The sequence below is a fragment of the Pseudomonas sp. UME65 genome (assembly GCF_014170225.1).
In the GTDB taxonomy this organism is placed as follows: Bacteria; Pseudomonadota; Gammaproteobacteria; order Pseudomonadales; family Pseudomonadaceae; genus Aquipseudomonas; species Aquipseudomonas protegens.
Genome location: NZ_LZZQ01000017.1, coordinates 40,668 through 65,584, shown reverse-complemented (window position 1 = coordinate 65,584; position 24,917 = coordinate 40,668). Strand labels below are relative to the sequence as shown.

Here is a 24,917-nt window from a genome sequence, read left to right as displayed (position 1 = left end):
TTGCCCTGGCGGCTACGGGCAGAGCAGGAAGGCGCAGGGTTTCCGCGAATCCTTACAAAGCCGTTCGGTAATCGGACAGTATTTTTTATCGCTCTTGTGTGAAATTGGAACTGAGTTCTAAATAATTGAATATCAGCGTCCCGATAACAATCACAAGAGGATTCGCCATTGAACCCGCCACTGCGCATTGCCCTGATCGGCGTCGGCAATATGGGGCAGCAGCACTATCAACACCTCAAGACCCTGGCCGAGGCCAGTCTGTGCGCCGTGGCCGACCCCGGGCCCCAGGCGCAAGCCATCGCGGGGCAATGGCAGGTGCCGCATTTCAGCGATCACCGGACCTTGCTCAAGGACGCGCGCCCGGATGCGGTCATCGTCGCCAACCCCAATAACCTTCACGTCAGCACTGCCCTGAATTGTCTGGCGGCGGGTATCCCGGTGCTGCTGGAAAAACCCGTGGGCGTGCACCTGGATGAAGTGCGCGAGCTGGTGGCGGCATCGCGCACTAACGGCGTGCCGGTGCTGGTGGGGCATCATCGGCGACACAATCCGTTGATCGCCCGGGCCCATGAACTGGTGCACGGCGGCGCCCTGGGCCGGCTGACCACAGTCACTGCGCTCTGGCAGTTGCACAAGCCCGAGAGTTACTTCGATGTGCCCTGGCGTCGTGAGCCCGGCGCCGGCATGTTGCTGACCAACCTGATCCACGACCTCGACCTGTTGCGGCACCTGTGCGGAGAAGTGCGACAGGTGCAGGCCATCACCAGCAACACCGTGCGTGGTTACGCCAATGAGGATTGTGCGGCGGTGCTGCTGCAGTTCGACAACGGCGCCCTGGGCAGCCTCACCGGTTCCGATGCGGTGGCGGCGCCCTGGAGCTGGGAGCTGGATTCCGGGGAGAACCCGGTGTATCCGCGCCAGGCCGATCAGCCTTGCTACCTGCTGGCCGGCACTCAGGGAGCCTTGAGCATTCCTCAGCTCAAGCGCTGGCACTACGCCGAAGCGGGCGCCGGTTGGCACCAGCCCTTGTTGATGCAGCAGGAAAGCTTCGTGCCGGATGAGGCGCTGCGCTTGCAACTGCAGCATTTCGTCAAGGTCGCCCGGGGCGAAGTCGCGCCCCTGGTCAGCGCCGCCGATGCCGCTCGTACCCTGGCCCTGATCGAAGCCATTCGCCAGGCCGCCGCCACGGGTCGCGCCTGCACCCCAACCCCCATTGAGTGAACAACTGATGAGTGAACGGATTTTTTCCCTGGCCAGCCTGACCGTGCTGGAGCTGTCTCCGCCAGAGATGGTGGAAGTGGCGGCCCGTGCCGGCTACAGCCATTTGGGCCTGCGGCTGGTGCCGGCAACCCCGGAGGAACATCACTTTCCGCTGGTGGCCGATACCGGCTTGCGTCGGCAAACCCGGGATCGCCTGCGCGATACCGGGGTGCGGGTGCTGGATGTGGAGATCCTGCGGCTCAAGCCGCAGACCCGGATCAGCGACTTCGAGGCGGTGCTGGCGGTGGGCGCCGAGTTTGCCGCCAGCGAGTTGCTGGTGGCGGGCAATGATCCCGATGAGGTGCGCATGACCGACAACTTCGCCGCCTTGTGCGATCTGGCGCAGCAGTACGGACTGCATCCCCATCTGGAGTTCATGCCCTGGACCGATGCGCGCAACCTGGAGCAAGCCGTGCGCGTGGTGGAGAACGCCGCTCGCAGCAACGGCTGCGTGCTGGTGGACGCCTTTCACTTCGACCGCTCGGGATCGCGCCTGGAGGACCTGGCCAAGGTTGATCCGGCGCGCCTGCGTTATGCACAGTTGTGCGATGTCGCCGGGCCCTGTCCGGACGATATGCAGGAGATCCTGCGCCAGGCCCGCAACGAGCGGCGTTTTCCAGGGGAGGGCGACTGTGATCTGGCGGGGCTGCTCAAGTGCCTGCCGCCAGAACTGCCCCTGAGCCTGGAAATACCCACGGTGCAGTTGCTGGAGCAGGGTGTGAGTGCTTTGCAGCGAGCGCAGATGGCGCTGGATGCAACTCGCGCGCTGCTGGCCAGGATCTGAGTCGGCGGGAGGACTTTCGCCGGCAAGCCGGCTCCTACAAATACCCGGTAGGCGCTGGCGGACCGCGAAGCTGTGTTTTCAATCACCCCAAGGAATGCCCATGACCCGCAGCACGCCACTTTCCGGGATCAATCACCCCTTCAAGGGCATTCTGCTGATCGTCCTGGCGACCTTTCTGTTCGCCAGCCACGATGCCCTGTCCAAATACCTGTCGGGGTTCTTCCCGGTGATCATGGTGGTCTGGGCCCGTTACCTGATCCATACCTTGCTGATGGCCGGGATCTTCCTGCCGCAATCGGGCCTGCGTGTGCTGCGCAGCAAGCGCCCACTGCTGCAACTGGCCCGGGCTCTGTGTCTGTTGAGCACCAGTCTGCTGTTCACCTCGGCGTTGCTGTTCATCCCCCTGGCCGAGGCCACGGCGGTCAACTTTCTCGCCCCGGTACTGGTCACCGCGTTGTCGGTGCCTTTGCTTGGCGAGCAGGTGACCCGGGGCCAGTGGCTGGCGGTAATCTGCGGTTTCGTCGGGGTGCTGATCATCGTGCATCCGGGCGGCGAGCTGTTCACGCCGGCGGTGTTGCTGCCGTTCTGTTCGGCGCTGTTCTTCTGTTTCTATCAACTGCTCACACGCAAGCTGGCCGAGCATGACAGCCCCACCACCAGCAACTTCTTTGCCGGGTTGTGCAACACCCTGGTAATGACGGCGCTGGTGCCGTTCTTCTGGCAGACCCCCGGGTTCCTCCATGGCTTGCTGATGCTGGCGCTGGGCGCCTGCGGCATGAGTGCCCATCTGTTCCTGACCCAGGCCTTTCGTCATGCGGCGCCGGCGCTGCTGGCGCCCTTCGGTTATTGCCAGATTGTCTTTGCCGGGTTGCTGGGCTGGTTGCTGTTCGGCCACGCGCCGTCGTTGATCACCCAGGTGGGCATCGTCGTGATCTGCCTCAGCGGGCTGGCGGCGGCCTGGCAGCAACGCCACCGCTGAGACGGCTCAAAAGCGGAAGCGCACCACCAGGTTCTGCAGGCCGGCCGCCAGGTGCGACAGCTCCTGGCTGGTGGCGTTGGTGCGCGTGGCGGCGTCGGCGCTTTCCAGGGACAGGTCGCGGATGTTCAGCAGGTTGCGGTCCACTTCACGGGCCACCTGGGCCTGTTCTTCCGAGGCACTGGCGATCACCAGGTTGCGCTCGTGGATCTGTTCCATGGCCCGGGTGATTTCCCCTAAGGCCAGCCCGGCCTGCTCGGCGATGGACAGGGTCTGGGCCACCCGCTGACTGTTGCCGTGCATGGACTGCACCACGCTGTCGGTGTCGCCCTGGACCCGGCCGATCATCTGTTCGATTTCCTGGGTCGACTGCTGGGTGCGATGGGCCAGGGCCCGCACTTCGTCTGCCACTACGGCAAAACCACGGCCGGCTTCCCCAGCCCGCGCGGCCTCGATGGCGGCGTTCAGGGCCAGCAGGTTGGTCTGTTCGGCAATGGCGCGGATCACGTCCAGCACCTTGCCGATTTCCCGTGACTGCTCGGCCAGGGTCTGCACTTGCTGCAGGGCGATGCCGACATCGCTGCTCATGGCCTGGATCGCGTCCAGGGTCTGGGTCACCCGGGCTTGCCCCTGGGTGGCCTGGGCGGTGGACTGGCGGGTGGTGTCGGAGGTGGACACTGCGTTGCGTGCCACTTCCTCGACGGCCGCGGTCATCTCGTTGACGGCCGTGGCTGCTTGCTCGATTTCGTTGTGTTGCTGCTGCAGCCGGCTGGAGTCCTGATGGGTACTCTGGCTCATCTGTTGCGCGGCGGCGGCCAGTTGGGTCGAGGTGCTGCTGATCAGTTGCAGGGTTTCACGCAGGCTGGCCTGCATCCTGGCCAGGGCCTTGAGCAGGCGCGCGGTTTCATCGCTGCCCTCGCAGTGGATGGGGCGGCCGAGATCGCCGGCGGCCACTTGCTCGGCCACGTCCACAGCCTGGCGGATGGGCACGACGATGCTGCGAATCAACAGCCAGGCCAGGCACAGGGTCAGCAGGGCGACGGCGATCAGGGCGCCGATCACCGTGATTTTTACTTGGGTGTAAAGCGCGTCGGCATGCTGCGCCGACTGGCTGACTTCCTCGGCAGTCAGGTTCATCAGCTCGGTGAACTGGTCGCCGGTCTGGGTCGAGTAATCCTGGATCTTGCCGTTGAGCAGCGCTGTCATCTCGCTGCTGCGGTTGTCCCGGGACAGGGCTTCGTACTGGGCCAGTGCCTGTTGGTAGCTCTTGACCGTGGCGAGGAATGCTTCGTATGGCACCCGATTGTGATCGCCCACCAGCGGCGCGAACCTGGCCAGGGCCTGGTCGAGCCAGGCTTGTACCTGATGCAGGCGGGCAATGGTGCTTTCCAGCACTTGCGGTTCACGGTTGAGGGCCATGCGCAGGCTCAGCACGCGGATGCTCAACACGTAGTCGCGCACTTCTCCCAGGTATCGGGTGCTGGGCAGGGAAATGTTTTCGGTGTGTTGGCCGGTGGCGCGGACTTCGGCCACTTGCTTGAGGGCGAACAGCCCCTGCAGCAGGACCAGCAGGGCAATCACGCCGAAGCTGATCACGGCGCGTTGGGCGATGCTCAGGTTACCGAGCGTCATGGGACGATCTCCGAGTCTGGAAAAACAAAAGGGGGGAGGGCGAGCCGATAAAAAAACGCAGGCCCGGAGTGGGCCTGCGTGAAAGGAGCATCAGTCTTCTACGCGGGGAATCTTGCGCGGGGCCATGAAGTACATCCAGGTCAGGGCAATGAAGTACATCGCCGGGATCAGGGTGAACAGCAGGGTGTAGTTGTTGTTGGTCACGGTCAGGATGTGGCCGACGATCTGGGTCATGAACATGCCGCCGATGGCCGCGCACATGCCGCCGAAGCCGAACACCGTGCTCATCATGTGCTTGGGCGTGTAGTCCATCACCAGGCTCCAGATGTTGGCGGTCCAGGCCTGGTGCGCGCCGATCCCCAGGGAGATGGCGAACACGGCCAGCCACAGGTTGGCGGTGCCGGCGGCCATGATCACGCCGATGATGCAGCAGGCGAACAGGAACATCGACAGCAGCCGCGCCTTGATCGGGTTCATGCCGCGCCCGATCAGGAACGAGGAGAGGATGCCGCCGCCGACGCTGCCGAAGTCGGCGGTCAGGTAGATGATGATCAGCGGGATGCCCATCTGGGTCACGTTGATGCCCAGGTTGTACTGCTGGTTGAGGAACGGCGGCAGCCAGTACAGGTAGAACCAGAACACCGGCGCTGTCATCGCATAGGCCAGGGCGAAGGCCCAGGTGCCGCGCATGCGCAGGATGCGGCTGAAGGGCACGCGGGTTTCTTCCGGCTCCACCTGTTGCTGGATGTAGGCCAGCTCGGAGGCTTTGACGCTTGGATGATCTTCAGGGTTGAAGTACTTCAGGCCCCAGAACAGCAGCCAGATGCCACCCAGCGCGGCCATGCACAGGAACGCGGCCTGCCAGCCCCAGGCGTGGAGGATCAGCGGCAGCAGCATGGGCGTGAACATTGCGCCGACGTTGGTCCCGGCGTTGAAGATCCCGGTGGCCACGGCCCGTTCGCCGGCCGGGAACCACAGCCGCGTGGTCTTCACGCAGGCCGGGTAGTTGGCGGCTTCGGTGAGCCCGAGAATGAACCGGCAGACCATGAAGCCTGCCGCCGAAGTGGCCAGGCCGTGGGCGCCGGTGGCCAGGCTCCACAACAGCACGGCGAAGAAGAACACCCGCTTCACCCCAACCCGGTCGATCAGGCGGCCCTGGAGCACGAAGCCCACGGCGTAGCCGACCTGGAACCAGAAGTTGATGTTGGCGTAGTCCATCGCCGTCCAGTTCATTTCCTTGGCCAGGATCGGCTGCATCACGCCCAGTGCGGCGCGATCTATGTAGTTCAGGGTGGTGGCGAAGAACACCAGGGCGAGCATGCCCCAGCGGGTCTTGCCGACCGCCATGGCGCCGCGGATCTTGTCGCCGATGCCGCCGGCAACGCTGAGGCTCGGGGCGATGCGAGAGCTTTGGGAAGGAGTCATGTGGGCCATCCGTTCAGTGACTGGCGAGCCGGGGCTCGTCGGAACTCAAGGGCGCGTGACCAACCGTCGGCGGGGGCATGGCAGCCCGGGAACCTGCGGGTTGATCGGCTGGGGCGGCGCGTCGCTGCGGCAGATGCCGGGCAGGCGAACGCCATCGGGTCGGCTGCAGCTCAGGGCTGTAGCGCGGCGTATTCCAGGGTGCCGGTTGAGGCCGTTGGCGGTATCAGCCAAAGGGATGTGCAGCAGTGAAGGGCGTTGAGTGCAAGCATGAGGGTGTACCCGATTTTTGAAATTTTTATGGTGTGTTCTGGGTCTGGGTGATTGAAGCCGGGGGTTTGGGGCCGGCTCAACGTGCTATCGATGGTGCGCAGTGGCTGAAAAATCGTCAATTCGCCAATCTGTATTTTGTTCGATAATCGAACACAAAACTAACTGGTTCGTACACTTTAACAAGGCCTGTGGAATAATCCGCAACATCCAATAAAAAGCCGCGGTCCCCCTGTGCCCGACTGGCCGTCCTTACCCGGGAGTCGAATCATGCAGCGTTCCATTGCCACCGTGTCCCTGAGCGGTACCCTGCCGGAAAAACTCGAAGCCATCGCCGCCGCCGGGTTCGACGGCGTGGAGATCTTCGAGAACGACCTGCTCTACTACGACGGCAGCCCTCGGGAAATCAAGCAGATGTGCGCCGACCTGGGCATTGCCATCACCCTGTTCCAGCCATTCCGGGATTTCGAGGGCTGCCGTCGCGACCGCCTGCCGCGCAACCTGGAGCGCGCCGAGCGCAAGTTCGACCTGATGCAGGAATTGGGCACCGACCTGGTGCTGGTGTGCAGCAACGCCTCGGCGGACAGCCTGGGGGACCGGCAGATCCTCATCGACGACCTGCACCTGCTGGCCGAGCGGGCCGGTGCCCGGGGCCTGCGCATCGGCTACGAAGCCCTGGCCTGGGGCCGTCACGTGAATACTTATCAACAGGTCTGGGACATCGTGCGCAGCGCCGATCACCCAAGCCTCGGGGTGTTGCTGGACAGCTTCCACACCCTGTCGCTCAAGGGCGACCCGGCGGCGATTGCCGAGATTCCGGGGGACAAGATCTTCTTCGTGCAGATGGCCGATGCGCCGATCCTGGCCATGGATGTGCTGGAGTGGAGCCGGCATTTCCGCTGCTTCCCCGGTCAGGGCGAATTCGACCTGCCGGGCTTTCTGGCGCCGATCATCAAGAGCGGCTACACCGGGCCGCTGTCCCTGGAGATCTTCAACGACGGCTTTCGCGCCGCGCCGCCGCGGGCCAACGCCGCCGATGGCTTGCGCTCGCTGCTGTACCTGGAAGAGAAGACCCGCGAGCGCCTGCTGCAGGAAGGCCAGCCGGTGGCGAACATCGACACCCTGTTCGCGCCGCCTGCGGTGCAGGCCTATGGCGGCACCGAGTTTCTCGAGTTCGCCGTGGACGAGGCCCTGGGCGCCAAGCTCGGCGGCTGGCTGGAGCGCCTGGGGTTCGCCAGGGCCGGGCAGCATCGCTCCAAGAGCGTCAGCCTGATGCGCCAAGGGGATATCAACCTGATCCTCAACTCCGAGCCCTATTCCTTCGCCCACAGTTTCTTCGAGGCCCACGGCCCTTCGGTGTGTGCCACGGCAATCCGGGTCAAGGACAGCGCCAAGGCCCTGGAGCGGGCGGTGGCCTACAAGGGCCAGCCCTATCGCGGCCTGGTTGGCCCCAATGAGCTGGAGCTGGCGGCGGTGCGCGAGCCCGATGGCAGCCTGATCTACCTGGTGGATCAGCAGCAGGGCGGCCAGCACCTGTACGACACCGATTTCAATATGCACAGCGGCGTGGTGGCCAAGGGCGGCCTCAAGCGCATCGACCACATGGCCATGGCCCTGCCGGCGGACAGCCTGGACAGCTGGGTGCTGTTCTACAAGAGCCTGCTGGACTTCGAGGCCGACGACGAAGTGGTGCTGCCCGACCCCTACGGCCTGGTGAAAAGCCGCGCCCTGCGCAGCCGTTGCAGCTCGATCCGCCTGCCGCTGAACATCTCGGAAAATCGCAATACTGCGATCTCCCATGCTTTGTCCAGCTATCGCGGTTCCGGGGTGCACCACATCGCTTTCGATTGCGACGACATCTTTGCCGAAGTCAGCCGGGCCAAGGAGGCTGGTGTGCCGCTGCTGGACATCCCGCTCAACTACTACGACGACCTGGCGGCACGCTTTGATTTCGACGACGAATTTCTCAGCGAACTGGCCTACTACAACGTCCTCTACGACCGCGATGCCCAGGGCGGCGAGCTGTTTCACGTCTACACCGAGCCCTTCGAAGGGCGCTTCTTCTTCGAGATCATCCAGCGCAAGAACGGCTATGCCGGCTACGGTGCGGCCAACGTCGCGGTGCGCCTGGCGGCCATGGCCAAATCACGCAGCGGTGCCGTGCGCCAGGCCAAGTTGTAGAAGATTGTTAACGACGGCGGTAACGGCCGCCGTCGCGCTTTCTTTCGCAGGGTGACGCGGCCCATAATCGCCCGCGTGTGCAGTGATGGCCGTGAGCCCAGAATGACAATGACCAGTGAACGCTCGATTGCGCCCGATGAGCCTGCTCTCGAACCGCGCAAGAGTCGCAAGAACAACCCGGAAAAGACCCGCGAGAACATCCTTCAAGAAGCCATTGTCGAGTTCGTCCAGCAGGGCTTGTCCGGCGCGCGAGTGGATGCGATCGCCGAACGCATCCATACCTCCAAGCGCATGATCTATTACTACTTCGGCAGCAAGGAGCAGCTGTACGTCGAGGTGCTGGAGAAGCTCTACGGCGATATCCGCAGTACCGAGAGCCGCCTGCACCTGGCAGAGCTGGCGCCGCAGGAAGCGATTCGCCGGCTGGTGGAGTTCACCTTCGATCACCACGACCGCAACGTCGATTTCGTGCGTATCGTCAGCATCGAGAACATCCACAAGGCCGAGTACGTGAAGCAGTCCGGCGTGATCAAGGCCATGAACAACACCATTCTCCATGCCCTCGGCGAGATCCTCGAGCGCGGCGCGCGCGAAGGCGTGTTCCGCGGCGGCCTGGATCCGCTGGACGTGCATTTGCTGATCAGCTCGTTCTGTTTCTACCGGGTCTCGAATCGCCACACCTTTGGCGAGATCTTCCAGATCGACCTGCCGGATGAAGGCATCAAGCAACGCCACCGGGAGATGATCTGCGAGTCGGTGCTGCGCTACCTGCAGGCCTGATCCCACTCTTTGTAGGCGCTGGCTTGGCAGGCGCTGGCTTGCCAGCGAAAGCGCCCGTAAGATCGCCATCGCCACCAAGGCTTCTGCAACCTGCACCACGACAAGGAAGGCACCATGGGCAACCCCGTTCCAACCCTGAAAATAATCCTGATCCTGATGATCGTGGTCGACACGTTCTGGTTCGGCGAGCGCCTGCTGTCCCTCACCGGGTTCAGCATGTTCGACTGGTTGCCGTCGTCGGTGATCAGTCTGGTGGGCATCCTTGGCAGCCTGCTGATGATTCTCTTCAATGTGCTGCTGATCGGCCTGCTCTCGCGCCTGCAGCTCAAATCCGACTAAGCAGGCTGTAGCCGCTGCCGCAGGCTCGCCAGCGCCCTGAAGGCAGCAGCTGCTACCGAGCCCTGTCTCAGCCGTTCATGCTGTGAAAGTGCGCCAGCATACGCTGCGGGTCCGCGCGTTGGCCGCTGAACAGCTCGAACGCCTTGACCGCCTGGAACACCGCCATGGTGCCGCCGTCCAGGGTCCTGCAACCCAGGGCCCGGGCGTTGCGCAGCAGTTCGGTTTCCAGGGGAAAGTAGACGATCTCGGCAACCCACAGCTGCGCTCGCAGCAGTTCCACCGGCACCGGCATGCCCGGCAGCTTGGCCATGCCCATGGGCGTGGTGTTCACTAGCCCGTCGGCGCTGTGCAGGGCACTCGACAGATCACCGCCTGCCCGGGCCCGGGCGCTGCCGAAATGCTGGTTGAGGTTGTCCGCCAGGCTTTGCGCCCGCTGCGGCTCCACGTCAAAAATGTTCAGTTGCTCCACGCCTTCACTCAGCAGGGCGTGAGCCACTGCGGCCCCGGCACCGCCGGCGCCCATCTGCACCACCTGGCGCCTTGCCACGTCCGGCAGGCCGCGGCGAAAGCCCTCGGCAAAACCCAGGCAGTCGGTGTTGTGGCCGACTCGTTTGCCATTCTTGAGCACCACGGTGTTCACCGCACCGATGCCCCGGGCTTCCGGGGACAGTTCGTCGAGCAGCGGCAGGATGCTCTGCTTGCAGGGAAAGGTGATGTTCAGGCCGGTGAAGCTCATCTGCTCGGCGGCGCGCAACAGTTCAGGCAGGGCGCTGCTGTCCAGGCCCAGTTGATCCAGGTCGATCAAGCGGTACAGGTAGCGCAAATGCTGGGCATCGCCCTCTTGTTCGTGCAGGGCCGGGGTGCGGGAGGCCTGGATGCCGGCGCCAATCAGCCCGGCCAGAACACTGGCTTGCCGGCTCATGCGCCTTGCTCCTTGAACCGCTGGCTGAAGTGTTCCAGCGCCAGGCGATAGCCATGGCTGCCAAAGCCGCACATCACCGCCTGTGCGATGGCGGAAACGAAGGAGTGATGGCGAAACGGTTCGCGCGCGTGGACGTTGGACAGGTGCACTTCGATCACCGGCAGCTCGCTGGCCACCAGGGCGTCACGGATTGCCACCGAGGTGTGGGTCCAGGCGGCCGGGTTGATCAGGATGCCGGCGCAGCGACCACGCGCCCCGTGGATCCAGTCGAGCAACTCGCCTTCGTGGTTGGTCTGGCGAAACTCCACGGCGAGGCCGAACTCCTCGGCGGCGCGGCCGCACAGGGCGGAAATGTCAGCCAGGGTTTCGTGGCCGTAAGTGGCCGGCTCGCGGGTGCCGAGCAGGTTCAGGTTCGGGCCGTTTAGCACCAGAACGATAGGACGCATGGGGTAAATCTCCGTTGTTATTGTCGGCCTCGGGAGAGCGTACGAGGCGTTGAAAGGTAAATTGTACTAACTGGTTAATTTGGTCAATTGGCGGTAGATGCACAACGGGGGGCGGGCGGATTAAGTGTTCGGTAATCGAACGGCAGCGTAGGGCTCGCAGGTGCAAGGCTGCCGCCAATGAGTGCTTATATCAATTGAAAATCATTCTCGACTGACCGTAAGATGCCCGGCAATTTCCTTCATGTTCCAGGGAGTCGGTTTGTCGGACGTGGATCTCAAGGGACTGTTTCTCAAGCATGCCGCTGCCTTGCGTGGGTACCTGGCGCGCAAGATACGGGACCCGCAGTTGGCCGCTGATCTGGTGCAGGAGAGTTTCCTGCGGCTGGCCGAGCACACGCGCGGCGAGCGTATCGACAACTCCCAGGGCTATCTCTACCGCACGGCGAACAATCTGCTGATCGACCATGTACGTCAGGAGGCGCGGCGCAAGACCGAGACCGTGCCCCATGAAGTGCTGGCCGACATCGAGGATGAGGCGGCCGGGCTGGAGGCTCAGGCGATGGCGCAGCAACAGCGCAAGGCACTGAAACAGGCGATCATGGAACTGCCCCCGCGGACCCAGGAAATCTTTCGCCTCAACCGTATCGAAGGCATGACCCACGCCGAGGTGGCCCGGCACCTGAATATTTCCGACAGCTCGGTGCAAAAGCACCTGTCCCGGGCGCTGGCCTATGTGATGCAGCGTTTGCAGGCTACCGACGGTCGGCCGGTCGACGAGTGAGTTACGGTAAAAGTCGGGGTCAGACGTCACTTCTTATATATAACGAGAAATCGAGATTCACACGTGAATAGCCAGGGTCCGCAAGAGCGCAGTATCACCGAGGCCGCCGCCGACTGGGCGGTGCGTTTGCACGCGGGAGGCCTGAGCGCCACCGAGCAGGCGCAGCTTGCCCAATGGCAGGCCGCCGACCCGCGTCATCCCCAGGCTCTGGTGTTTGCCCGGCAGACCTGGGAGGCCCTGGGCGAGTTGCGCCTGGACCCCGAACTGGCGGCCACTGCCCCACCACGGCGCCAGGCGGCGCGGCCTGCGGCGACAATACCGCGCCCGCGCCGTCGACGCCGGCTGGTGCGGGCCGCCAGCGCGGCGATGCTGGTACTGGCGGTGGCCCTGGGCTGGCTGCAAGGGCCGCAGGCGCTGCTGTACCTGCAGGCTGACTACCTTACCGGCAAGGGCGAGGTGCGCACCGTACAACTGGCCGATGGCAGCCAGGTGGAGCTGGATTCGGGCAGCGCCATTCGCCTGGACTACAGCGGCGACAAGCGCCAGGTTCAATTGCTGGCCGGCTCCGCGGTGTTTGACGTGGCGCCCATGGCCGGCGAGGAAAAACGACCTTTTATCGTGCAGAGTGCCGGCGGCCAGACCCGCGCCCTGGGCACCCGTTTCGTGGTCGGGCGCGAGAGCGCTCAACAAGCCTGGGTCGGCGTGTTGCAGCACAGTGTCGCGGTAAGCCTGGATGCCCCGGCGCAACGCGGGGCCTCCGAGCGGGTGCTGCAAGAGGGGCAGAGCGTGCGCTATGACCCGCAGTCGGGGGTGGTGGCGCTTGATGGGCTCGACCTGCAGCGGGCCACCAGTTGGCGGCGCGGCGTCCTGGTGTTCGACCGCCAGCCCCTGGGCCTGGTGGTGGAGCGCCTCAATCGCTATCGGCCCGGGCGGGTGGTGCTGACCAACAGTGCCCTGGCCCAGCGCCAGGTCAGCGGTGTCTTCCGCCTGGACATGCTCGATGCAGCCCTGGTTACCCTGACCCAGGAACTGCAGGTGCAGCGTTTCGACCTGGCCGGCGTCAGCCTGATTTACTGAGGCCTGCGGGCCTTTTTCCACCCTTGTGCAAAATAATTCAAAAAAACCTTACTGAGTTTTCCTGCCTGGCACGTCTAGCTAATTGAGATGCATTCGCATAAACAAAAATAGCCAGCGCAGGAACAAGGGACATGAGGGTAGGCAGTCGCACTGGAATTCACGCAGCAAGTCGTTTGGCCCTGGCCATTCACTTGGGCGTCGCAGGGCTGTTGGCAGGAGGCGGTTTGCTGCACGCGGCAGAGCCTGTGGGTGCAGCCCCACAGAGCGCCCAGCAGCAACGCGAGATGGATTTCGATATCCCCGCCCAGGCTCTCGGCAGTGCGGTGCTGGTGTTTGCCGAGCAGGCCGGGGTGCAGGTGCTGTTCGACAGCCTGCGCCTGCATGGCTTGCACAGCTCGCCGCTCAAGGGCCGCTACAGCGCCGAGGAGGGCCTGGCGCGGCTGCTGGGCAATGCGCCGGTGCAGTACCGCTTCACCGGCGAGCGCCAAGTGACCCTGAACCGGGTGGAAACCGGCCGTGACGGCGCCCTGGCCCTGGCGCCCACCACCATCTCCGGCAACCTCGAAGGCCGCCAGAGCGACTGGGTGTATAACGCGCCACGTTCGGTGAGCGTGGTCGGCCGCGAGCAGCTCGATCGCAACCCGCCCCGGCACGCGGCCGACATGCTGGAGGAAACCTCCGGTGTGTATTCGGCAGTCAGCCAGCAGGACCCGGGCCTGTCCGTGAATATCCGCGGCCTCCAGGACTATGGCCGGGTCAACATGTCGGTGGACGGCATGCGCCAGAACTACCAGCAGAGCGGCCACCAGCAGCGCAACGGCACCCTCTACGTCGACCCCGAGCTGCTCTCCGAGGTGGTGGTGGAGAAGGGCGCCACTTCGACCATGGGCGGCGCCGGGGTGATTGGCGGGGTCGCCAATTTTCGCACCGTCGAAGCCCGTGACCTGCTCAAGCCCGGCCAGGAAATCGGTGGCCGGATCCGCGTGACCAGCGGCCTGGGTGGCCGCAGCAACGGTACCCATTTCATCGGCAGCACCGCCTTCGCCATCGGCACCGAGGTCTGGGACATGCTGCTGGCCGCCAGTGAACGGCACCTGGGGGACTACAACCCGGGGACCAAGGGCGGCATTGGCGAGCTGCGTACCGGCAGTTGGATGGACCCGTCGATCAATGACCGGGTGAAGAATTCCAAGGTGGCCTATTCCGCTTCCGTGATGCGTTCGCGCCTGGCCAAGCTGGGGCTCAACCTGCCCCAGGACCAGCGCCTGCAACTGAGCTACCTGACCACCCAGGTGTCCTACGACGACGCCAACATGATGAACGTCGAGAACAAGCAACAGCTCTGGGAAAAGCTCGGCAGCAGCGATGTGCGCTCGCAGAACTTCGGCCTCGACTACAGCTACACGCCGGACAACCCGCTGATCGACTTCAAGGCCAAGCTCTACTACGTCGACAACAGCAACGACCAGAGCACCCTGACCCGGCGCAGCAGCCCCGGCTACTCGATCACCTACCAGACCGACACCTATGGCGCTCAGGCGCAGAACACCTCGACCTTCGCGCTCGGCGAGCTGGCCACGCTGAAGGCCAACTACGGCCTGGAGTTCTTCTATGACAAGGTCCGCCCCGACTCCAGCCAGCCGGTGCCCAAAGGATCGGCGGTCAGCGCTTCGCCCGCGGCCAGCATGACCCCCGAGGGCGATCGTGCCCTGGGCAGCCTGTTCACCCGCCTGGATTTCGACTACGACGGCTGGCTGAACCTCAACGCCGGTTTGCGCTACGACCGCTACCGCCTGCGGGGCGAGACCGGAATCAACACCCGCACCTTCGTGATCGGCAAGACGCCCCAGCAGATTTCGGTGCCGGTGGCCTATGACATCGACAACGAGGAAGGGCGCTTCTCGCCGACCTTCGGCCTGTCGGTCAAGCCGGGCGTCGAATGGCTGCAGTTGTTCGCCAGCTATGGCAAGGGCTGGCGGCCACCGGCGGTGACCGAAACCATGATCACCGGCCGGCCCCACGGCGGCGGCTCGGAGAGCACCTTCCCCAACCCCTTCCTCAAGCCGGAGCGTTCCAGCACCTGGGAAGCGGGGGTCAACGTCTTCAAGGAAAACCTCTGGTTCAACGATGACCGCCTGGGGATCAAGGTGGCGTACTTCGATACCCGGGTCGATGACTTCATCTATATGGCCATGGGTGTGCAGCCCCCTGGCTACGGCTCGCCCGGCATCGGCAACAGTGCCTATGTCAACGACCTCAGCAGCACCCGCTTCAAGGGCGTGGAGTACCAGCTGGACTATGACGCCGGCCGCGCCTACGGCCAGCTGAACTACACCCGCATGATCGGCGACAACGATTTCTGCACGAAAATCGCCTGGCTGGGGGGCGTGACCCAGCCGGTGAAGAATGGCAGCGGGCGTGGTGCGATCGTCACCGGCATGCGCCCCGATGATGCGGCCAACAACGCCAGCCGCTGCAATGCGGCGATCCTCGGTTCGGCCGAACACATGCCCATGGACCGCGGCACCCTGACCCTGGGCGCACGCTTTTTCGACCGCAAGCTGGATATCGGCGCCCGGGCCCGCTACAGCGCCGGCTATTCGATCGCCGGCTCCGCCACCGGCACCGTGAGCCAGACCGGCGTCTACCCGGCCGACTGGAAGCCCTACACCGTCTACGACCTGTATGGCAGCTACCGGGCCACTGAAGAACTGACCCTGCGCCTGGCCATGGAAAACGTTACCGACCGCGCCTACCTGGTGCCCCTCGGCGATGTCCTGGCCTTCACCCTCGGCCGTGGCCGGACCTTGCAGGGCACCGTGGAGTATCAGTTCTGACCGCTTTTGCCCATTGATGGGCAAAACCGCAGCAGGCAGTGGCGTGCTGCGGACATGACCCCCCTAATGTATTGGAGTTTTGCATGAGCATTTCGATCTCTTACAGCGCTACCTACGGCGGTAATACTGTTGCGCAATACCTGACTGACTGGTCGGCCTACTTCGGCGACGTCAACCACCGCCCAGGCGAAGTGGTCGACGGCACCAACACCGGTGGCTTCAACCCGGGCCCGTTCGACGGCACCCAGTACGCCATCAAGAGCACCGCCAGTGATGCGGCCTTCGTCGCCGACGGCAACCTGCACTACACCCTGTTCAGCAACCCGAGCCACACCCTCTGGGGCTCGGTGGACACTATCTCCCTGGGCGACACCCTCGCCGGTGGTTCGGGCAGCAACTACAACCTGGTCAGCCAGGAAGTCAGCTTCACCAACCTGGGCCTCAACAGCCTGAAGGAAGAAGGCCGTGCAGGCGAAGTGCACAAGGTGGTCTACGGCCTGATGAGTGGCGACAGCTCGGCGCTGGCCGGCGAGATCGATGCCCTGCTCAAGGCGATCGACCCAAGCCTGTCGGTGAACTCCACCTTCGACGACCTGGCCGCTGCTGGCGTTGCTCACGTCAATCCGGCTGCCGCAGCCGCTGCCGATGTTGGCCTGGTGGGTGTGCAGGACGTGGCCCAGGACTGGGTGCTGGCCGCCTGAGTGCAGGCCTGAGGCATAAAAAAGCGAATGCAGGATCGCTCCTCCATTCGCTGGCTTGACTCACCTCCGTCGCCCGAGTTTTCGAAGGCCAGGGCGGCGGCGGTGGCAAATTCTGGGGAGCGCCGTGGTGCCTGTCAACGCACCGGGCGCGCCTCTTGTCGTTCCGCTCTGCCCGAGCGGAAGGCCCTGTAACCCTACACTCTCCACAGGACACCTTGATGAGCAGGCCGAATCCACTTGCCGCTTCCGAGACGCTGGCGGCCTTGACGGCCTACAAGGGCGGCTTTTTCAACATCGGCCTGTTCTCGGCGGTGATCAACCTGCTGATGCTGGCCCCGGCCCTTTACATGCTGCAGGTCTACGACCGGGTGCTGGCCTCGGGCAATCAGATGACCCTGCTGATGCTGACGCTGATGATCCTCGGCCTGTTCGGCCTGATGGGGGCGTTGGAGTGGGTGCGCAGCCAGGTGGTGATCCACCTCGGTACCCAGATGGACATGCGCCTGAACCAGCGGGTGTATGACGCCGCTTTCGAAGCCCAGCTCAAGGGCAGCCCCCAGGCCGCCGGCCAGGCTTTGAACGACCTGACCGCGCTGCGCCAGTTCGCCACCGGCAATGCCTTGTTCGCGTTCTTCGATGCGCCCTGGTTTCCGGTCTACCTGCTGGTGATCTTTCTCTTTCACCCCTGGCTCGGCCTGCTGGCCCTGGCCGGCGCGGTGCTGCTGGTGGCGCTGGCCTGGATCAACCAGCATATCTGCCAGGCACCCCTGGCCCAGGCCAGCCAGTTGTCGATCATCACCAGCCAGCAGGCCACCGCCAACCTGCGCAATGCCGACGCGATCGAAGCCATGGGCATGCTCGGCGCCCTGCGCGAGCGCTGGTTCATCGGCCACCAGGGCTTTCTCGCCCAGCAGAACCTGGCCAGCGAAAAGACCGCCACCATCAGCGCCTGGTCCAAGGGCGTGCGCATGGCCCTGCAGTCCCTGGTGCTGGGCCTGGGCGCCTGGCTGGCGGTGCAGGGCCAGATCACCCCGGGGATGATGATCGCCGGCTCGATCCTAATGGGCCGCGTGCTCAGCCCCATCGACCAGTTGATCGCGGTATGGAAGCAATGGAGTTCGGCGCGCCTGGCCTACGAGCGTTTGTCCGAGTTGTTGCAGGCCAACCCGCCGCGCCCGGCACGCATGAGCCTGCCGACGCCCAAGGGCAAGTTGAGCGTCGAGCAGTTGAGCGCCTGTGCCCCGGGCAGCCGTCGCCCGGCCTTGAGCAACCTTGGCTTCACCCTGGAGGCTGGCCAGGTGCTGGGGGTGATCGGCCCTTCCGGCTGTGGCAAGTCGACCCTGGCCCGGCTGCTGGTCGGTGCCTGGACGCCCCTGACGGGAAAGGTACGCCTGGATGGCGCAGACCTGGCTCAGTGGGACAGGCAGCAACTGGGGCCGCATATCGGTTACCTGCCCCAGGACATCCAGCTGTTCGCCGGCAGCATCGCCGAGAACATAGCGCGTTTTGCCCAGCTGGACTCGGATCAGGTCCTGCAGGCCGCACAAATGGCCGGGGTGCACGAACTGATCCTGCAATTGCCCCAGGGCTATGACACGCGCCTGGGCGAGGGCGGTGCCGGGTTGTCCGGCGGCCAGCGCCAGCGCATTGGCCTGGCCCGGGCCCTGTATGGCCTGCCGGCGCTGATCGTGCTCGACGAGCCCAATTCCAACCTCGATGAGGCCGGTGAGCAGGCGCTGCTGCAAACCATCAGCCAGCTCAAGCAGCGGCAGCGGACCCTGGTGCTGATCACCCACAAGCCCAACGTGCTGACCCTGACCGACCAGTTGATGATCCTGCGCGACGGCCAGTTGCAGGCCTACGGTCCGACGGCGCGGGTGCTGGAGGCGAACCAGAAGGCCAAGGCCGCGCCGCCGGCTGTACCGATGAGCAATCCGGCGAGCAGCCCGGTGACCAGCTTGAACATGAACTACCGCTTGGGCGTGGCCGGCGGCGAAGGGAAAAAAGCATGAAGGCGAGTTTATCCACAGGCTCTGTTGCGCCGGTCGCGGGGCCGGCCGCCAGCAATGTGTTGTCCCTGGACGACAGGAAGTATTCGCGGCTGGGCTGGCTCCTGGTGCTGGGAGGTTTTGCCGGGTTTATCGGCTGGGCCGCCCTGGCGCCGCTGGACAAGGGCGTGGCGGTGTCGGGCAAGGTCATGGTCTCGGGCCATCGCAAGACCGTGCAGCACCAGAGCGGCGGCATCGTCGAGCGGATCGAAGTCAAGGAAGGCGACCGGGTCAGCGCCGGGCAGGTGCTGCTTCGCCTCAACGAGACGCCGCTGCGCACCCAGATGCAGTCCCTGCGCAGCCAGTACCTGGGCTCGCTGGCCAGCGAAGCGCGGCTCAATGCCGAGCGCGACGGCGCCAGCGATATCGTCTTCGACCCGCAACTTCAGGCCCTGGCCAGCGAGCCGGACGTGGCCGCCAGCCTGGCGCTGCAACGGCAGCTGTTCAGCAGCCGGCGCCAGGCCCTGAGCATGGAGCAGCAGGGGATTGCCGAAACCATCGCCGGCTCCGAGGCGCAGTTGCGTGGCACCCGGGATTCCCAGGCCAGCAAGCTGGCGCAGCGCCGCGCCTTGAATGAACAGTTGCAGGGCCTGCGGGAACTGGCCCGGGACGGCTATATCCCGCGCAACCGGCTGCTGGACAGCGAGCGCCTGTACGCGCAGATCGACGGCTCGATCGCCGAGGACTTCGGCCGCATCGGCCAGTTGCAGCGGCAGATCCTCGAACTGCGCCTGCGCATCCGCCAGACCACCGAGGATTTCCAGAAAGACCTGCGCAGCCAGTTGGCCGATACCCGGGTGCGTACCGAGGACCTGCGCAATCGCCTGGCCTCCGCCCAGTTCGAACTGGCCAACAGCCAGGTGCGCGCCCCGGCCGCCGGGGTGGTGGTGGGGCTGGAGGTGTACACCGAGGGCGGGGTGATCAAGCCGGGCCAGCCGCTGATGGACATCGTGCCCCAGGACGAACCCCTGCTGGTGGAGGCCCGGGTGCCGGTGCAACTGGTGGACAAGGTGCACCCGGGGCTGCCCGTGGAGCTGATGTTCTCGGCCTTCAACCAGAGCACCACGCCCAGGGTGCCGGGGGAGGTGACCCTGGTGTCCGCCGACCGGCAGGTGGACGAGCGCACCGAGGAGCCTTACTACACCTTGCGGGCCACGGTCAGCGCCCAGGGCATGCAGCAGTTGCAGGGCTTGCAGATCCGCCCGGGCATGCCGGTGGAAGCCTTTGTCCGTACCGGCGAACGTTCGATGCTCAACTACCTGTTCAAGCCCCTGCTTGACCGTACTCACATGGCGTTGGTGGAAGAATGATTCGAGCCTGGTGCTACCTGCCCCTGCTGTGCCTGTTGAGCAGCCCGTCGGTCCGGGCCTTGGGGTTGCTGGACGCCTATGACCTGGCCTTGCGCAATGACCCGACCTTCCAGGCGGCGATCAAGGAGCGCGATGCCGGGGAAGAGAACCGGGCCATTGGCCGTGCCGGGCTGCTGCCGAACCTGTCCTGGAGCTATAACAATTCGCGCAACCAGTCCGAAGTGACCCAGGAGACCGTTCGCGGTGATGTCACCAATGACCGGGACTACCGCAGCTACGCCTCGACCCTGACCCTGCAGCAACCGCTGCTGGACTACGAAGCCTATGCGCGCTACCGCCAGGGCTCGGCCCAGGCGCTGTTTTCCGACGAACGCTTTCGCGGCAAGAGTCAGGAACTGGCGGTGCGCCTGCTCAGTGCCTACAGCCAGGCGCTGCTGGCCCAGGAGCGTATCGAACTGAGCCGGGCGCAGAAGCGTGCCTACGCCGAACGCTTGCAGCTCAACGAGCGCCTGCTCAAGGGCGGCGAGGGCACCCGCACCGATGTGCTGGAGACCCAGGCCCGGCTGAGCCTGGCCCTGGCGCAGGAGATCGAGGCCCAGGACCAGCAGGATGCCGCTCTGCGCGAGCTGCAAGCCATAGTCGGCGAACCGTTGCAGATCGACGAACTGGATCCGCTGACCCGGCAGTTCCAGATCCAGCCGCTGCTGCCCAACCGCTTCGACAGCTGGCGTGACCTGGCCATGGCCAACAACCCGGACCTGGCGTCCCAGCAGCAGGCGCTGCGAGTGGCGGAGTACGAAGTGGAGCGCAAGCGCGCCGGGCACCTGCCCAAGGTGAGTTTGTATGCCAGCAGCCGTCAAACCAGTTCCGATTCGGAAAGCTCCTACAACCAGAAGTACGACACCAATACCGTGGGCATCCAGGTCAGCCTGCCGCTGTTTGCCGGTGGCTCGGTATCGGCCTCGACCCGACAGGCGGCCAGCCAGCTGTCCCAGGCCCAGTTCGAACTGGACGCCAAGACCGCCACCACCCTCAACGAACTGCGCAAGCAGTTCAACCTCAACACCAGCGCCGCGGCCAAGGTCCGGGCCTATGAAATGGCCGTCAGCTCCGCCGAGGCCCTGGTGACCGCGACCCAGAAGAGCGTGCACGGCGGCGAGCGGGTCAACCTCGACGTCCTGGATGCAGAACAACAGCTATTCACCGCCCGTCGCGACCTGGCGGATGCCCGGCATGCCTACCTGCTGGCGCGGATTCAGCTCAAGTATTACGCCGGCCTGCTCAACGAACAGGACCTGCAGCAACTGGCCGGTTACTTCCGCCCCCTGGGCTGAACCCCATTGCCGTACCGCCCCCTGTAGGAGCTGGCTTGCCAGCGAAAGCGTCGGCCAGATTGGCGCAAGGCTCAAGGGCCCCTTCGCCGGCAAGCCGGCTCCTACGGAGCGGGAGGGCGGCAGAATGCAAACAGCCGTCACGAGGACGGCTGTTGGCTATTGCACGGCAAATCAGCGGCGGGTCAGCAAAACCCCGGATTCCATGTGGTGGGTCCAGGGGAACTGGTCGAATAGAGCACAACGGGTGATGCGGTGGGTGTCGTGCAACTGGGCGATGTTGGCCGCCAGGGTTTCCGGGTTGCAGGAGATGTACAGGATGTTGTCGAAGCGCCGGGTCAGTTCGCAGGTGTCCGGGTCCATGCCGGCCCGAGGCGGGTCGACGAACACGCTGCCGAATTCGTAGCTCTTGAGGTCCACGCCCTGCAGGCGGCGGAACGGCCGAACTTCGTTCAGGGCTTCGGTCAGCTCTTCGGCCGACAAACGCACCAGGGTGACGTTATCCATAGCGTTTTCGCTGAGGTTGCTCAAGGCGGCATTCACCGAGGTCTTGCTGATCTCGGTGGCCAGCACCTTGCGCACCCGGGTGGCCAGGGGCAGGGTGAAGTTGCCGTTGCCGCAATACAGCTCCAGCAGGTCGTCCTGGCGCTCGCCCAGGGCTTCATAGGCCCAGTTGAGCATCTTCTGGTTCACCGTGCCGTTGGGCTGGGTGAAGGCGCCTTCGGGCTGGCGGTAGCTGAAGGTACGCCCGCCGACTTCGAGCTTTTCCACCACGTAGTCCTGGCCGATGACTTCGCGCTTGCCCTTGGAACGGCCGATCACGCTGACCTTGAGGTCGGCGGCCAGTTGGCTCGCCGCCTTGTGCCAGTGCTCGTCCAGCGGGCGGTGATAGCACAGGGTGATCATCGCGTCGCCGGCCAGGGTGGTGAGGAACTCCACCTGGAACAGCTTGTGGCTCAGGGGCGCGCTGGCTTGCCAGGCGGCCTTGAGCCGGGGCATCAACTGGTTGATGCGCTGGCTGGCGATGGGGAACTCCTCGATGAGGATCGGCGTGCGCTTGTCGTCCTGGGAGAACATCGCGTAGTGCCGTTCCCCGGCCTCGCGCCACAGGCGGAACTCTGCCCGCAGGCGGAAGTTCTGCAGGGGCGAGTCGAAGACCTGGGGCTCGGGGGCATCGAAGGGGGCCAGCAGGTCGCGCAAGCGCGCGACCTTGTCATTCAACTGGGTGGTGTAGCTTGCGGCGTCAAAAGTCATGCGGGGTAACCGAGCTTGATCACGAACAGGATCGACAGGATCACCAGGGGCGCGTTCAGCTCACGGGCACGGCCCGACAGCAGTTTGATCACGGTCCAGGCGATGAAGCCGAAGGCGATGCCGTTGGCGATGGAATAGGTGAACGGCATGGCCAGGGCGGTGACGACCACGGGAGCGGCGACGGTGATGTCTTCCCAGTCGATTTCTGCCAGGCCCGAGGTCATCAGCACGGCGACGAACAGCAGGGCCGGTGCGGTGGCGAAGGCGGGTACGCTGGCTGCCAGTGGCGAAAAGAACAGCGCCAGCAGGAACATGATCGCGACCACGATGGCGGTCAGGCCGGTGCGGCCGCCGGCGCTCACGCCCGCCGCGGATTCGATGTAGCTGGTGGTGGTCGAGGTGCCCAGCAAGGAACCGGCCATGGCGGCGGTGCTGTCGGCGATCAGCGCCCGGCCCATTTTCGGCATGTGGCCGTCCTTGCCCATCAGGCCGGCGCGCTTGGCGACGCCGATCAGGGTGCCGGAGTTGTCGAACAGATCGACGAACAGGAAGGCGAAGATCACGCTGATCAGGCCGATATCCAGGGCGCCCTTGATGTCCAGTTGCAGGAAGGTCGGGGCCAGGGACGGTGGCATCGAGGTCACGCCGCCGAACGGGGTGACGCCCATGAGAATGGAGACGACGGTCACCGCGAGAATGCCGATCAGCACCGCGCCGCGCACTTTCAGGGCTTCCAGGGCCACGATCAGGGCAAAACCCAGGGCCGCGAGGATAGGGGCCGGTTTGCTCAGGTCGCCCAGGCCGACCAGGGTCGACTCGTTGCCCACGACGATCTGGGCGTTATGCAGGGCGATCAGCGCCAGGAACAGGCCGATACCGGCGGCAATGGCCGAGCGCAGGGGCAGGGGGATGCTGTTGATGATCCATTCGCGGATGCGGAAGATCGACAGCAGGAAGAACAGCACCGCCGAGATGAATACCGCACCCAGGGCCACCTGCCAGGTGTGGCCCATGTGCAGGACCACGGTGTAGGTGAAGAAGGCGTTCAGGCCCATGCCCGGTGCCAGGGCGATCGGGTAGTTGGCGATCAGGCCCATGACGGTGGAACCGATGGCCGCCGCCAGGCAGGTGGCAACGAAGATCGCGCCCTTGTCCATGCCCGTCTCGCCGAGAATGCTCGGGTTGACGAAAAGGATGTAGGCCATGGCCAGGAAGGTGGTCACGCCCGCAAGAATCTCGGTGCGCACGTTGGTGTTGTGTGCCTTGAGTTGAAACAGCCTTTCCAGCATGTCTGCTCCCCGTGGCGCCGCCGGGCGCCGTGAATGTATCGACTCCAACAGCAAAGCACAGACTTTATAAGGTGCCTGCGGATTTGCTCTGGGTCGGAAAAAGCCGCGCATCATACCAGCAGCGTGGGCCAATGGCTGCGATCGTCGGCGATGTTTTGCCGCGCTGGCAAGTAGCGCATACTGCGCCCTGGTTTTAGGGGGGATTTATGCGCAGCACAGTGAAAATGACAGCCCTGGCATTGCTCGGCGCGACAGCCTGCTGGCTGGCGGCCCCGGTCATGGCGCGCTCGGCCCCGCCGCTGAGCCGGGTGGAGATTCTCAAGGTGCTGTCACCTTCCTGCGGCCTGGAGGATGTCTCCGACGGCCGTGAACGGACCCAGTGCGATCACAACGGCCCGAACATCAAGGTCTACGTGCTGGAGATCGGCTACGGCCGCGAGCCCCATGTGACCCTGGACGGCTTCGAGGTCGATGGCACCCGCTCGCCGGTGTGCGAGGACGGCTCCAGCTATGTGCCCTGCGGCAACTCGGGGACTACCGTCGGCTATGTCTATGTCTTCGACCTGGCGGGCAAGCAGGAGGGCACCTTCAGCTTTCGCAACACCTCGCTCAACGCCCCGGGCAACAGCCTGGGCGCGCAGATCTACATCAAGTGACGGCGCCCTGAACGGCAGCCGGCAAAGCTGACTAAGCTTTAAAGACCTCCACGCGGAGTCATCCCCATGACCTTCAGAGCCCTGGTCACCCTTGCCGAAGGCATCGACGACCTGCAAAGCGTGACCCTGATCGACGTATTGCGCCGTGCCGAAGTCGAAGTGCTGGCCGCCAGCGTCGAAGGCCGGCGCATGCTCACCTGCGCCCGGGGCACCCGCTTGACCGCCGACGCCATGCTGGTGGACGTGCTGGCCCAACGCTTCGACCTGATCGTATTGCCCGGCGGCGCGGTGGGCGCCCAGCACCTGGCGGCCCATCAACCGCTGCAGCAATTGGTCAAGGATCAGGCCGCAGCGGGGCGCCTGTTCGCCGGCATCGCCGAAGCCCCGGCCCTGGCCTTGCAGGCGTATGGCGTGCTGCGCCAGCGGCGCATGACCTGCCTGCCCAGCGCCAGCCATCATCTGCTGGGCTGCACCTTTGTCGACCAGCCGGTGGTGGTGGATGGCAACTGCATCACCGCCCAGAGCTCCGCCGCGGCCCTGGCGTTTGCCCTGGCCCTGGTGGAAGCGCTGTGCGGTCGCGGCAAGCGCGCCAAGGTGGCTGGAGAGCTGCTGGTTTAGGGC

21 protein-coding genes are annotated in these 24,917 nt (G+C 64.7%); 15 read left to right on the top strand and 6 right to left on the bottom strand.

Translation table 11 applies throughout. From position 1 onward, the window contains the following. The first annotated feature begins 168 nt into the window (after positions 1–168). The 3 genes from A9971_RS30620 to A9971_RS30610 all read left to right on the top strand — a co-directional run bounded on the left by A9971_RS30620 (position 169) and on the right by A9971_RS30610 (position 3,023). Complete coding sequence (locus tag A9971_RS30620; protein WP_015637134.1) at positions 169–1,221, top strand: Gfo/Idh/MocA family protein; 1,053 nt, start codon at positions 169–171, stop codon at positions 1,219–1,221. A 7-nt stretch (positions 1,222–1,228) separates the two neighbouring features. Further along, the gene (locus A9971_RS30615) at positions 1,229–2,044 is read left to right on the top strand and encodes a sugar phosphate isomerase/epimerase (RefSeq protein WP_183001064.1); all 816 of its coding nucleotides are present in this window, start codon (positions 1,229–1,231) and stop codon (positions 2,042–2,044) included. A gap of 100 nt (positions 2,045–2,144) precedes the next feature. Next, entirely contained in the window at positions 2,145–3,023 is an 879-nt protein-coding gene (locus A9971_RS30610; protein ID WP_183001062.1) for a DMT family transporter, read from the top strand. 6 nt (positions 3,024–3,029) lie between these two features. Here A9971_RS30610 and A9971_RS30605 read toward each other — a convergent pair whose 3' ends face one another. Beyond that, complete coding sequence (locus A9971_RS30605; RefSeq protein WP_183001060.1) at positions 3,030–4,652, bottom strand: methyl-accepting chemotaxis protein; 1,623 nt, start codon at positions 4,650–4,652, stop codon at positions 3,030–3,032. Positions 4,653–4,742: 90 nt separating this feature from the next. Next, positions 4,743–6,077, bottom strand: a complete 1,335-nt coding sequence (locus tag A9971_RS30600; RefSeq protein WP_011063608.1) for an MFS transporter — start codon at positions 6,075–6,077, stop codon at positions 4,743–4,745. Between the two features lie 537 nt (positions 6,078–6,614). Here A9971_RS30600 and quiC point away from each other — a divergent pair. From quiC to A9971_RS30585, 3 genes are all read left to right on the top strand, one after another. Further along, a complete protein-coding gene (gene quiC / locus A9971_RS30595) occupies positions 6,615–8,525 on the top strand; it encodes a 3-dehydroshikimate dehydratase QuiC (RefSeq protein ID WP_011063607.1) in 1,911 nt (636 codons plus the stop codon). Between the two features lie 102 nt (positions 8,526–8,627). Beyond that, the gene (locus A9971_RS30590; RefSeq protein ID WP_011063606.1) at positions 8,628–9,305 is read left to right on the top strand and encodes a TetR/AcrR family transcriptional regulator; all 678 of its coding nucleotides are present in this window, start codon (positions 8,628–8,630) and stop codon (positions 9,303–9,305) included. Between the two features lie 114 nt (positions 9,306–9,419). Continuing rightward, positions 9,420–9,644 carry a hypothetical protein gene (locus A9971_RS30585; protein WP_015637127.1) on the top strand — a complete coding sequence of 75 codons (225 nt, stop codon included), beginning with the start codon at positions 9,420–9,422 and terminating at the stop codon, positions 9,642–9,644. A gap of 67 nt (positions 9,645–9,711) precedes the next feature. On the opposite strand, the gene A9971_RS30580 is transcribed toward A9971_RS30585, so the two are convergent. Together A9971_RS30580 and aroQ are read right to left on the bottom strand one after the other, a co-directional pair. Continuing rightward, positions 9,712–10,566, bottom strand: a complete 855-nt coding sequence (locus A9971_RS30580; RefSeq protein WP_183001059.1) for a shikimate dehydrogenase — start codon at positions 10,564–10,566, stop codon at positions 9,712–9,714. Next, positions 10,563–11,012: a type II 3-dehydroquinate dehydratase gene (gene aroQ, locus A9971_RS30575; protein WP_011063604.1), complete on the bottom strand. Its 450-nt coding sequence runs from the start codon at positions 11,010–11,012 to the stop codon at positions 10,563–10,565. The genes A9971_RS30580 and aroQ overlap by 4 nt, the downstream gene beginning before the upstream one ends. A 259-nt stretch (positions 11,013–11,271) precedes the next feature. Here aroQ and A9971_RS30570 point away from each other — a divergent pair, with 259 nt between their 5' ends. From A9971_RS30570 to A9971_RS30540, 7 genes are all read left to right on the top strand, one after another. Continuing rightward, positions 11,272–11,793 (top strand): RNA polymerase sigma factor, encoded by a 522-nt coding sequence (locus A9971_RS30570; RefSeq protein WP_011063603.1) that lies wholly within the window; start codon positions 11,272–11,274, stop codon positions 11,791–11,793. A 63-nt stretch (positions 11,794–11,856) separates the two neighbouring features. Next, positions 11,857–12,870, top strand: a complete 1,014-nt coding sequence (locus A9971_RS30565; protein WP_183001057.1) for a FecR family protein — start codon at positions 11,857–11,859, stop codon at positions 12,868–12,870. A gap of 131 nt (positions 12,871–13,001) precedes the next feature. Next, positions 13,002–15,707 (top strand): TonB-dependent receptor, encoded by a 2,706-nt coding sequence (locus tag A9971_RS30560; RefSeq protein ID WP_053154025.1) that lies wholly within the window; start codon positions 13,002–13,004, stop codon positions 15,705–15,707. Between the two features lie 83 nt (positions 15,708–15,790). Beyond that, positions 15,791–16,408, top strand: a complete 618-nt coding sequence (locus A9971_RS30555; RefSeq protein WP_183001055.1) for a heme acquisition protein HasA — start codon at positions 15,791–15,793, stop codon at positions 16,406–16,408. Between the two features lie 218 nt (positions 16,409–16,626). Next, positions 16,627–18,420, top strand: a complete 1,794-nt coding sequence (locus A9971_RS30550) for a type I secretion system permease/ATPase (protein WP_183001053.1) — start codon at positions 16,627–16,629, stop codon at positions 18,418–18,420. After that, the gene (locus A9971_RS30545) at positions 18,417–19,766 is read left to right on the top strand and encodes an HlyD family type I secretion periplasmic adaptor subunit (RefSeq protein ID WP_183001051.1); all 1,350 of its coding nucleotides are present in this window, start codon (positions 18,417–18,419) and stop codon (positions 19,764–19,766) included. Before A9971_RS30550 ends, A9971_RS30545 begins: the two co-directional genes overlap by 4 nt. Beyond that, positions 19,763–21,100: a TolC family outer membrane protein gene (locus A9971_RS30540; protein WP_183001049.1), complete on the top strand. Its 1,338-nt coding sequence runs from the start codon at positions 19,763–19,765 to the stop codon at positions 21,098–21,100. The genes A9971_RS30545 and A9971_RS30540 overlap by 4 nt, the downstream gene beginning before the upstream one ends. Before the next feature lie 171 nt (positions 21,101–21,271). Here the strand turns inward: A9971_RS30540 and trmA are convergent, their stop codons facing one another. After that, the gene (gene trmA, locus A9971_RS30535; protein WP_183001048.1) at positions 21,272–22,351 is read right to left on the bottom strand and encodes a tRNA (uridine(54)-C5)-methyltransferase TrmA; all 1,080 of its coding nucleotides are present in this window, start codon (positions 22,349–22,351) and stop codon (positions 21,272–21,274) included. After that, entirely contained in the window at positions 22,348–23,640 is a 1,293-nt protein-coding gene (locus A9971_RS30530) for an NCS2 family permease (RefSeq protein WP_015637118.1), read from the bottom strand. The genes trmA and A9971_RS30530 overlap by 4 nt, the downstream gene beginning before the upstream one ends. 206 nt (positions 23,641–23,846) lie before the next feature. On the opposite strand from A9971_RS30530, the gene A9971_RS30525 reads away from it, so the two are divergent. Together A9971_RS30525 and A9971_RS30520 are read left to right on the top strand one after the other, a co-directional pair. Beyond that, positions 23,847–24,296, top strand: a complete 450-nt coding sequence (locus A9971_RS30525; protein WP_019095092.1) for a DUF4879 domain-containing protein — start codon at positions 23,847–23,849, stop codon at positions 24,294–24,296. Positions 24,297–24,362: 66 nt separating this feature from the next. Next, positions 24,363–24,914, top strand: coding sequence for a DJ-1 family glyoxalase III (locus A9971_RS30520; RefSeq protein WP_103407251.1), 552 nt, complete (start codon positions 24,363–24,365; stop codon positions 24,912–24,914). Positions 24,915–24,917 lie beyond the last annotated feature (3 nt).

Excerpts from the sequence above, each read along its gene's own strand:
- A9971_RS30560 (WP_053154025.1), top strand. The coding sequence starts at position 13,002 with ATGAGGGTAGGCAGTCGCACTGGAATTCACGCAGCAAGTCGTTTGGCC.
- A9971_RS30610 (WP_183001062.1), top strand. The coding sequence starts at position 2,145 with ATGACCCGCAGCACGCCACTTTCCGGGATCAATCACCCCTTCAAGGGC.
- A9971_RS30530 (WP_015637118.1), bottom strand. The coding sequence starts at position 23,640 with ATGCTGGAAAGGCTGTTTCAACTCAAGGCACACAACACCAACGTGCGC.
- A9971_RS30615 (WP_183001064.1), top strand. The coding sequence starts at position 1,229 with ATGAGTGAACGGATTTTTTCCCTGGCCAGCCTGACCGTGCTGGAGCTG.
- A9971_RS30585 (WP_015637127.1), top strand. The coding sequence starts at position 9,420 with ATGGGCAACCCCGTTCCAACCCTGAAAATAATCCTGATCCTGATGATC.
- A9971_RS30590 (WP_011063606.1), top strand. The coding sequence starts at position 8,628 with ATGACAATGACCAGTGAACGCTCGATTGCGCCCGATGAGCCTGCTCTC.
- A9971_RS30605 (WP_183001060.1), bottom strand. The coding sequence starts at position 4,652 with ATGACGCTCGGTAACCTGAGCATCGCCCAACGCGCCGTGATCAGCTTC.
- trmA (WP_183001048.1), bottom strand. The coding sequence starts at position 22,351 with ATGACTTTTGACGCCGCAAGCTACACCACCCAGTTGAATGACAAGGTC.
- quiC (WP_011063607.1), top strand. The coding sequence starts at position 6,615 with ATGCAGCGTTCCATTGCCACCGTGTCCCTGAGCGGTACCCTGCCGGAA.
- A9971_RS30525 (WP_019095092.1), top strand. The coding sequence starts at position 23,847 with ATGCGCAGCACAGTGAAAATGACAGCCCTGGCATTGCTCGGCGCGACA.
- A9971_RS30545 (WP_183001051.1), top strand. The coding sequence starts at position 18,417 with ATGAAGGCGAGTTTATCCACAGGCTCTGTTGCGCCGGTCGCGGGGCCG.
- aroQ (WP_011063604.1), bottom strand. The coding sequence starts at position 11,012 with ATGCGTCCTATCGTTCTGGTGCTAAACGGCCCGAACCTGAACCTGCTC.
- A9971_RS30580 (WP_183001059.1), bottom strand. The coding sequence starts at position 10,566 with ATGAGCCGGCAAGCCAGTGTTCTGGCCGGGCTGATTGGCGCCGGCATC.
- A9971_RS30555 (WP_183001055.1), top strand. The coding sequence starts at position 15,791 with ATGAGCATTTCGATCTCTTACAGCGCTACCTACGGCGGTAATACTGTT.
- A9971_RS30540 (WP_183001049.1), top strand. The coding sequence starts at position 19,763 with ATGATTCGAGCCTGGTGCTACCTGCCCCTGCTGTGCCTGTTGAGCAGC.
- A9971_RS30520 (WP_103407251.1), top strand. The coding sequence starts at position 24,363 with ATGACCTTCAGAGCCCTGGTCACCCTTGCCGAAGGCATCGACGACCTG.
- A9971_RS30600 (WP_011063608.1), bottom strand. The coding sequence starts at position 6,077 with ATGACTCCTTCCCAAAGCTCTCGCATCGCCCCGAGCCTCAGCGTTGCC.
- A9971_RS30550 (WP_183001053.1), top strand. The coding sequence starts at position 16,627 with ATGAGCAGGCCGAATCCACTTGCCGCTTCCGAGACGCTGGCGGCCTTG.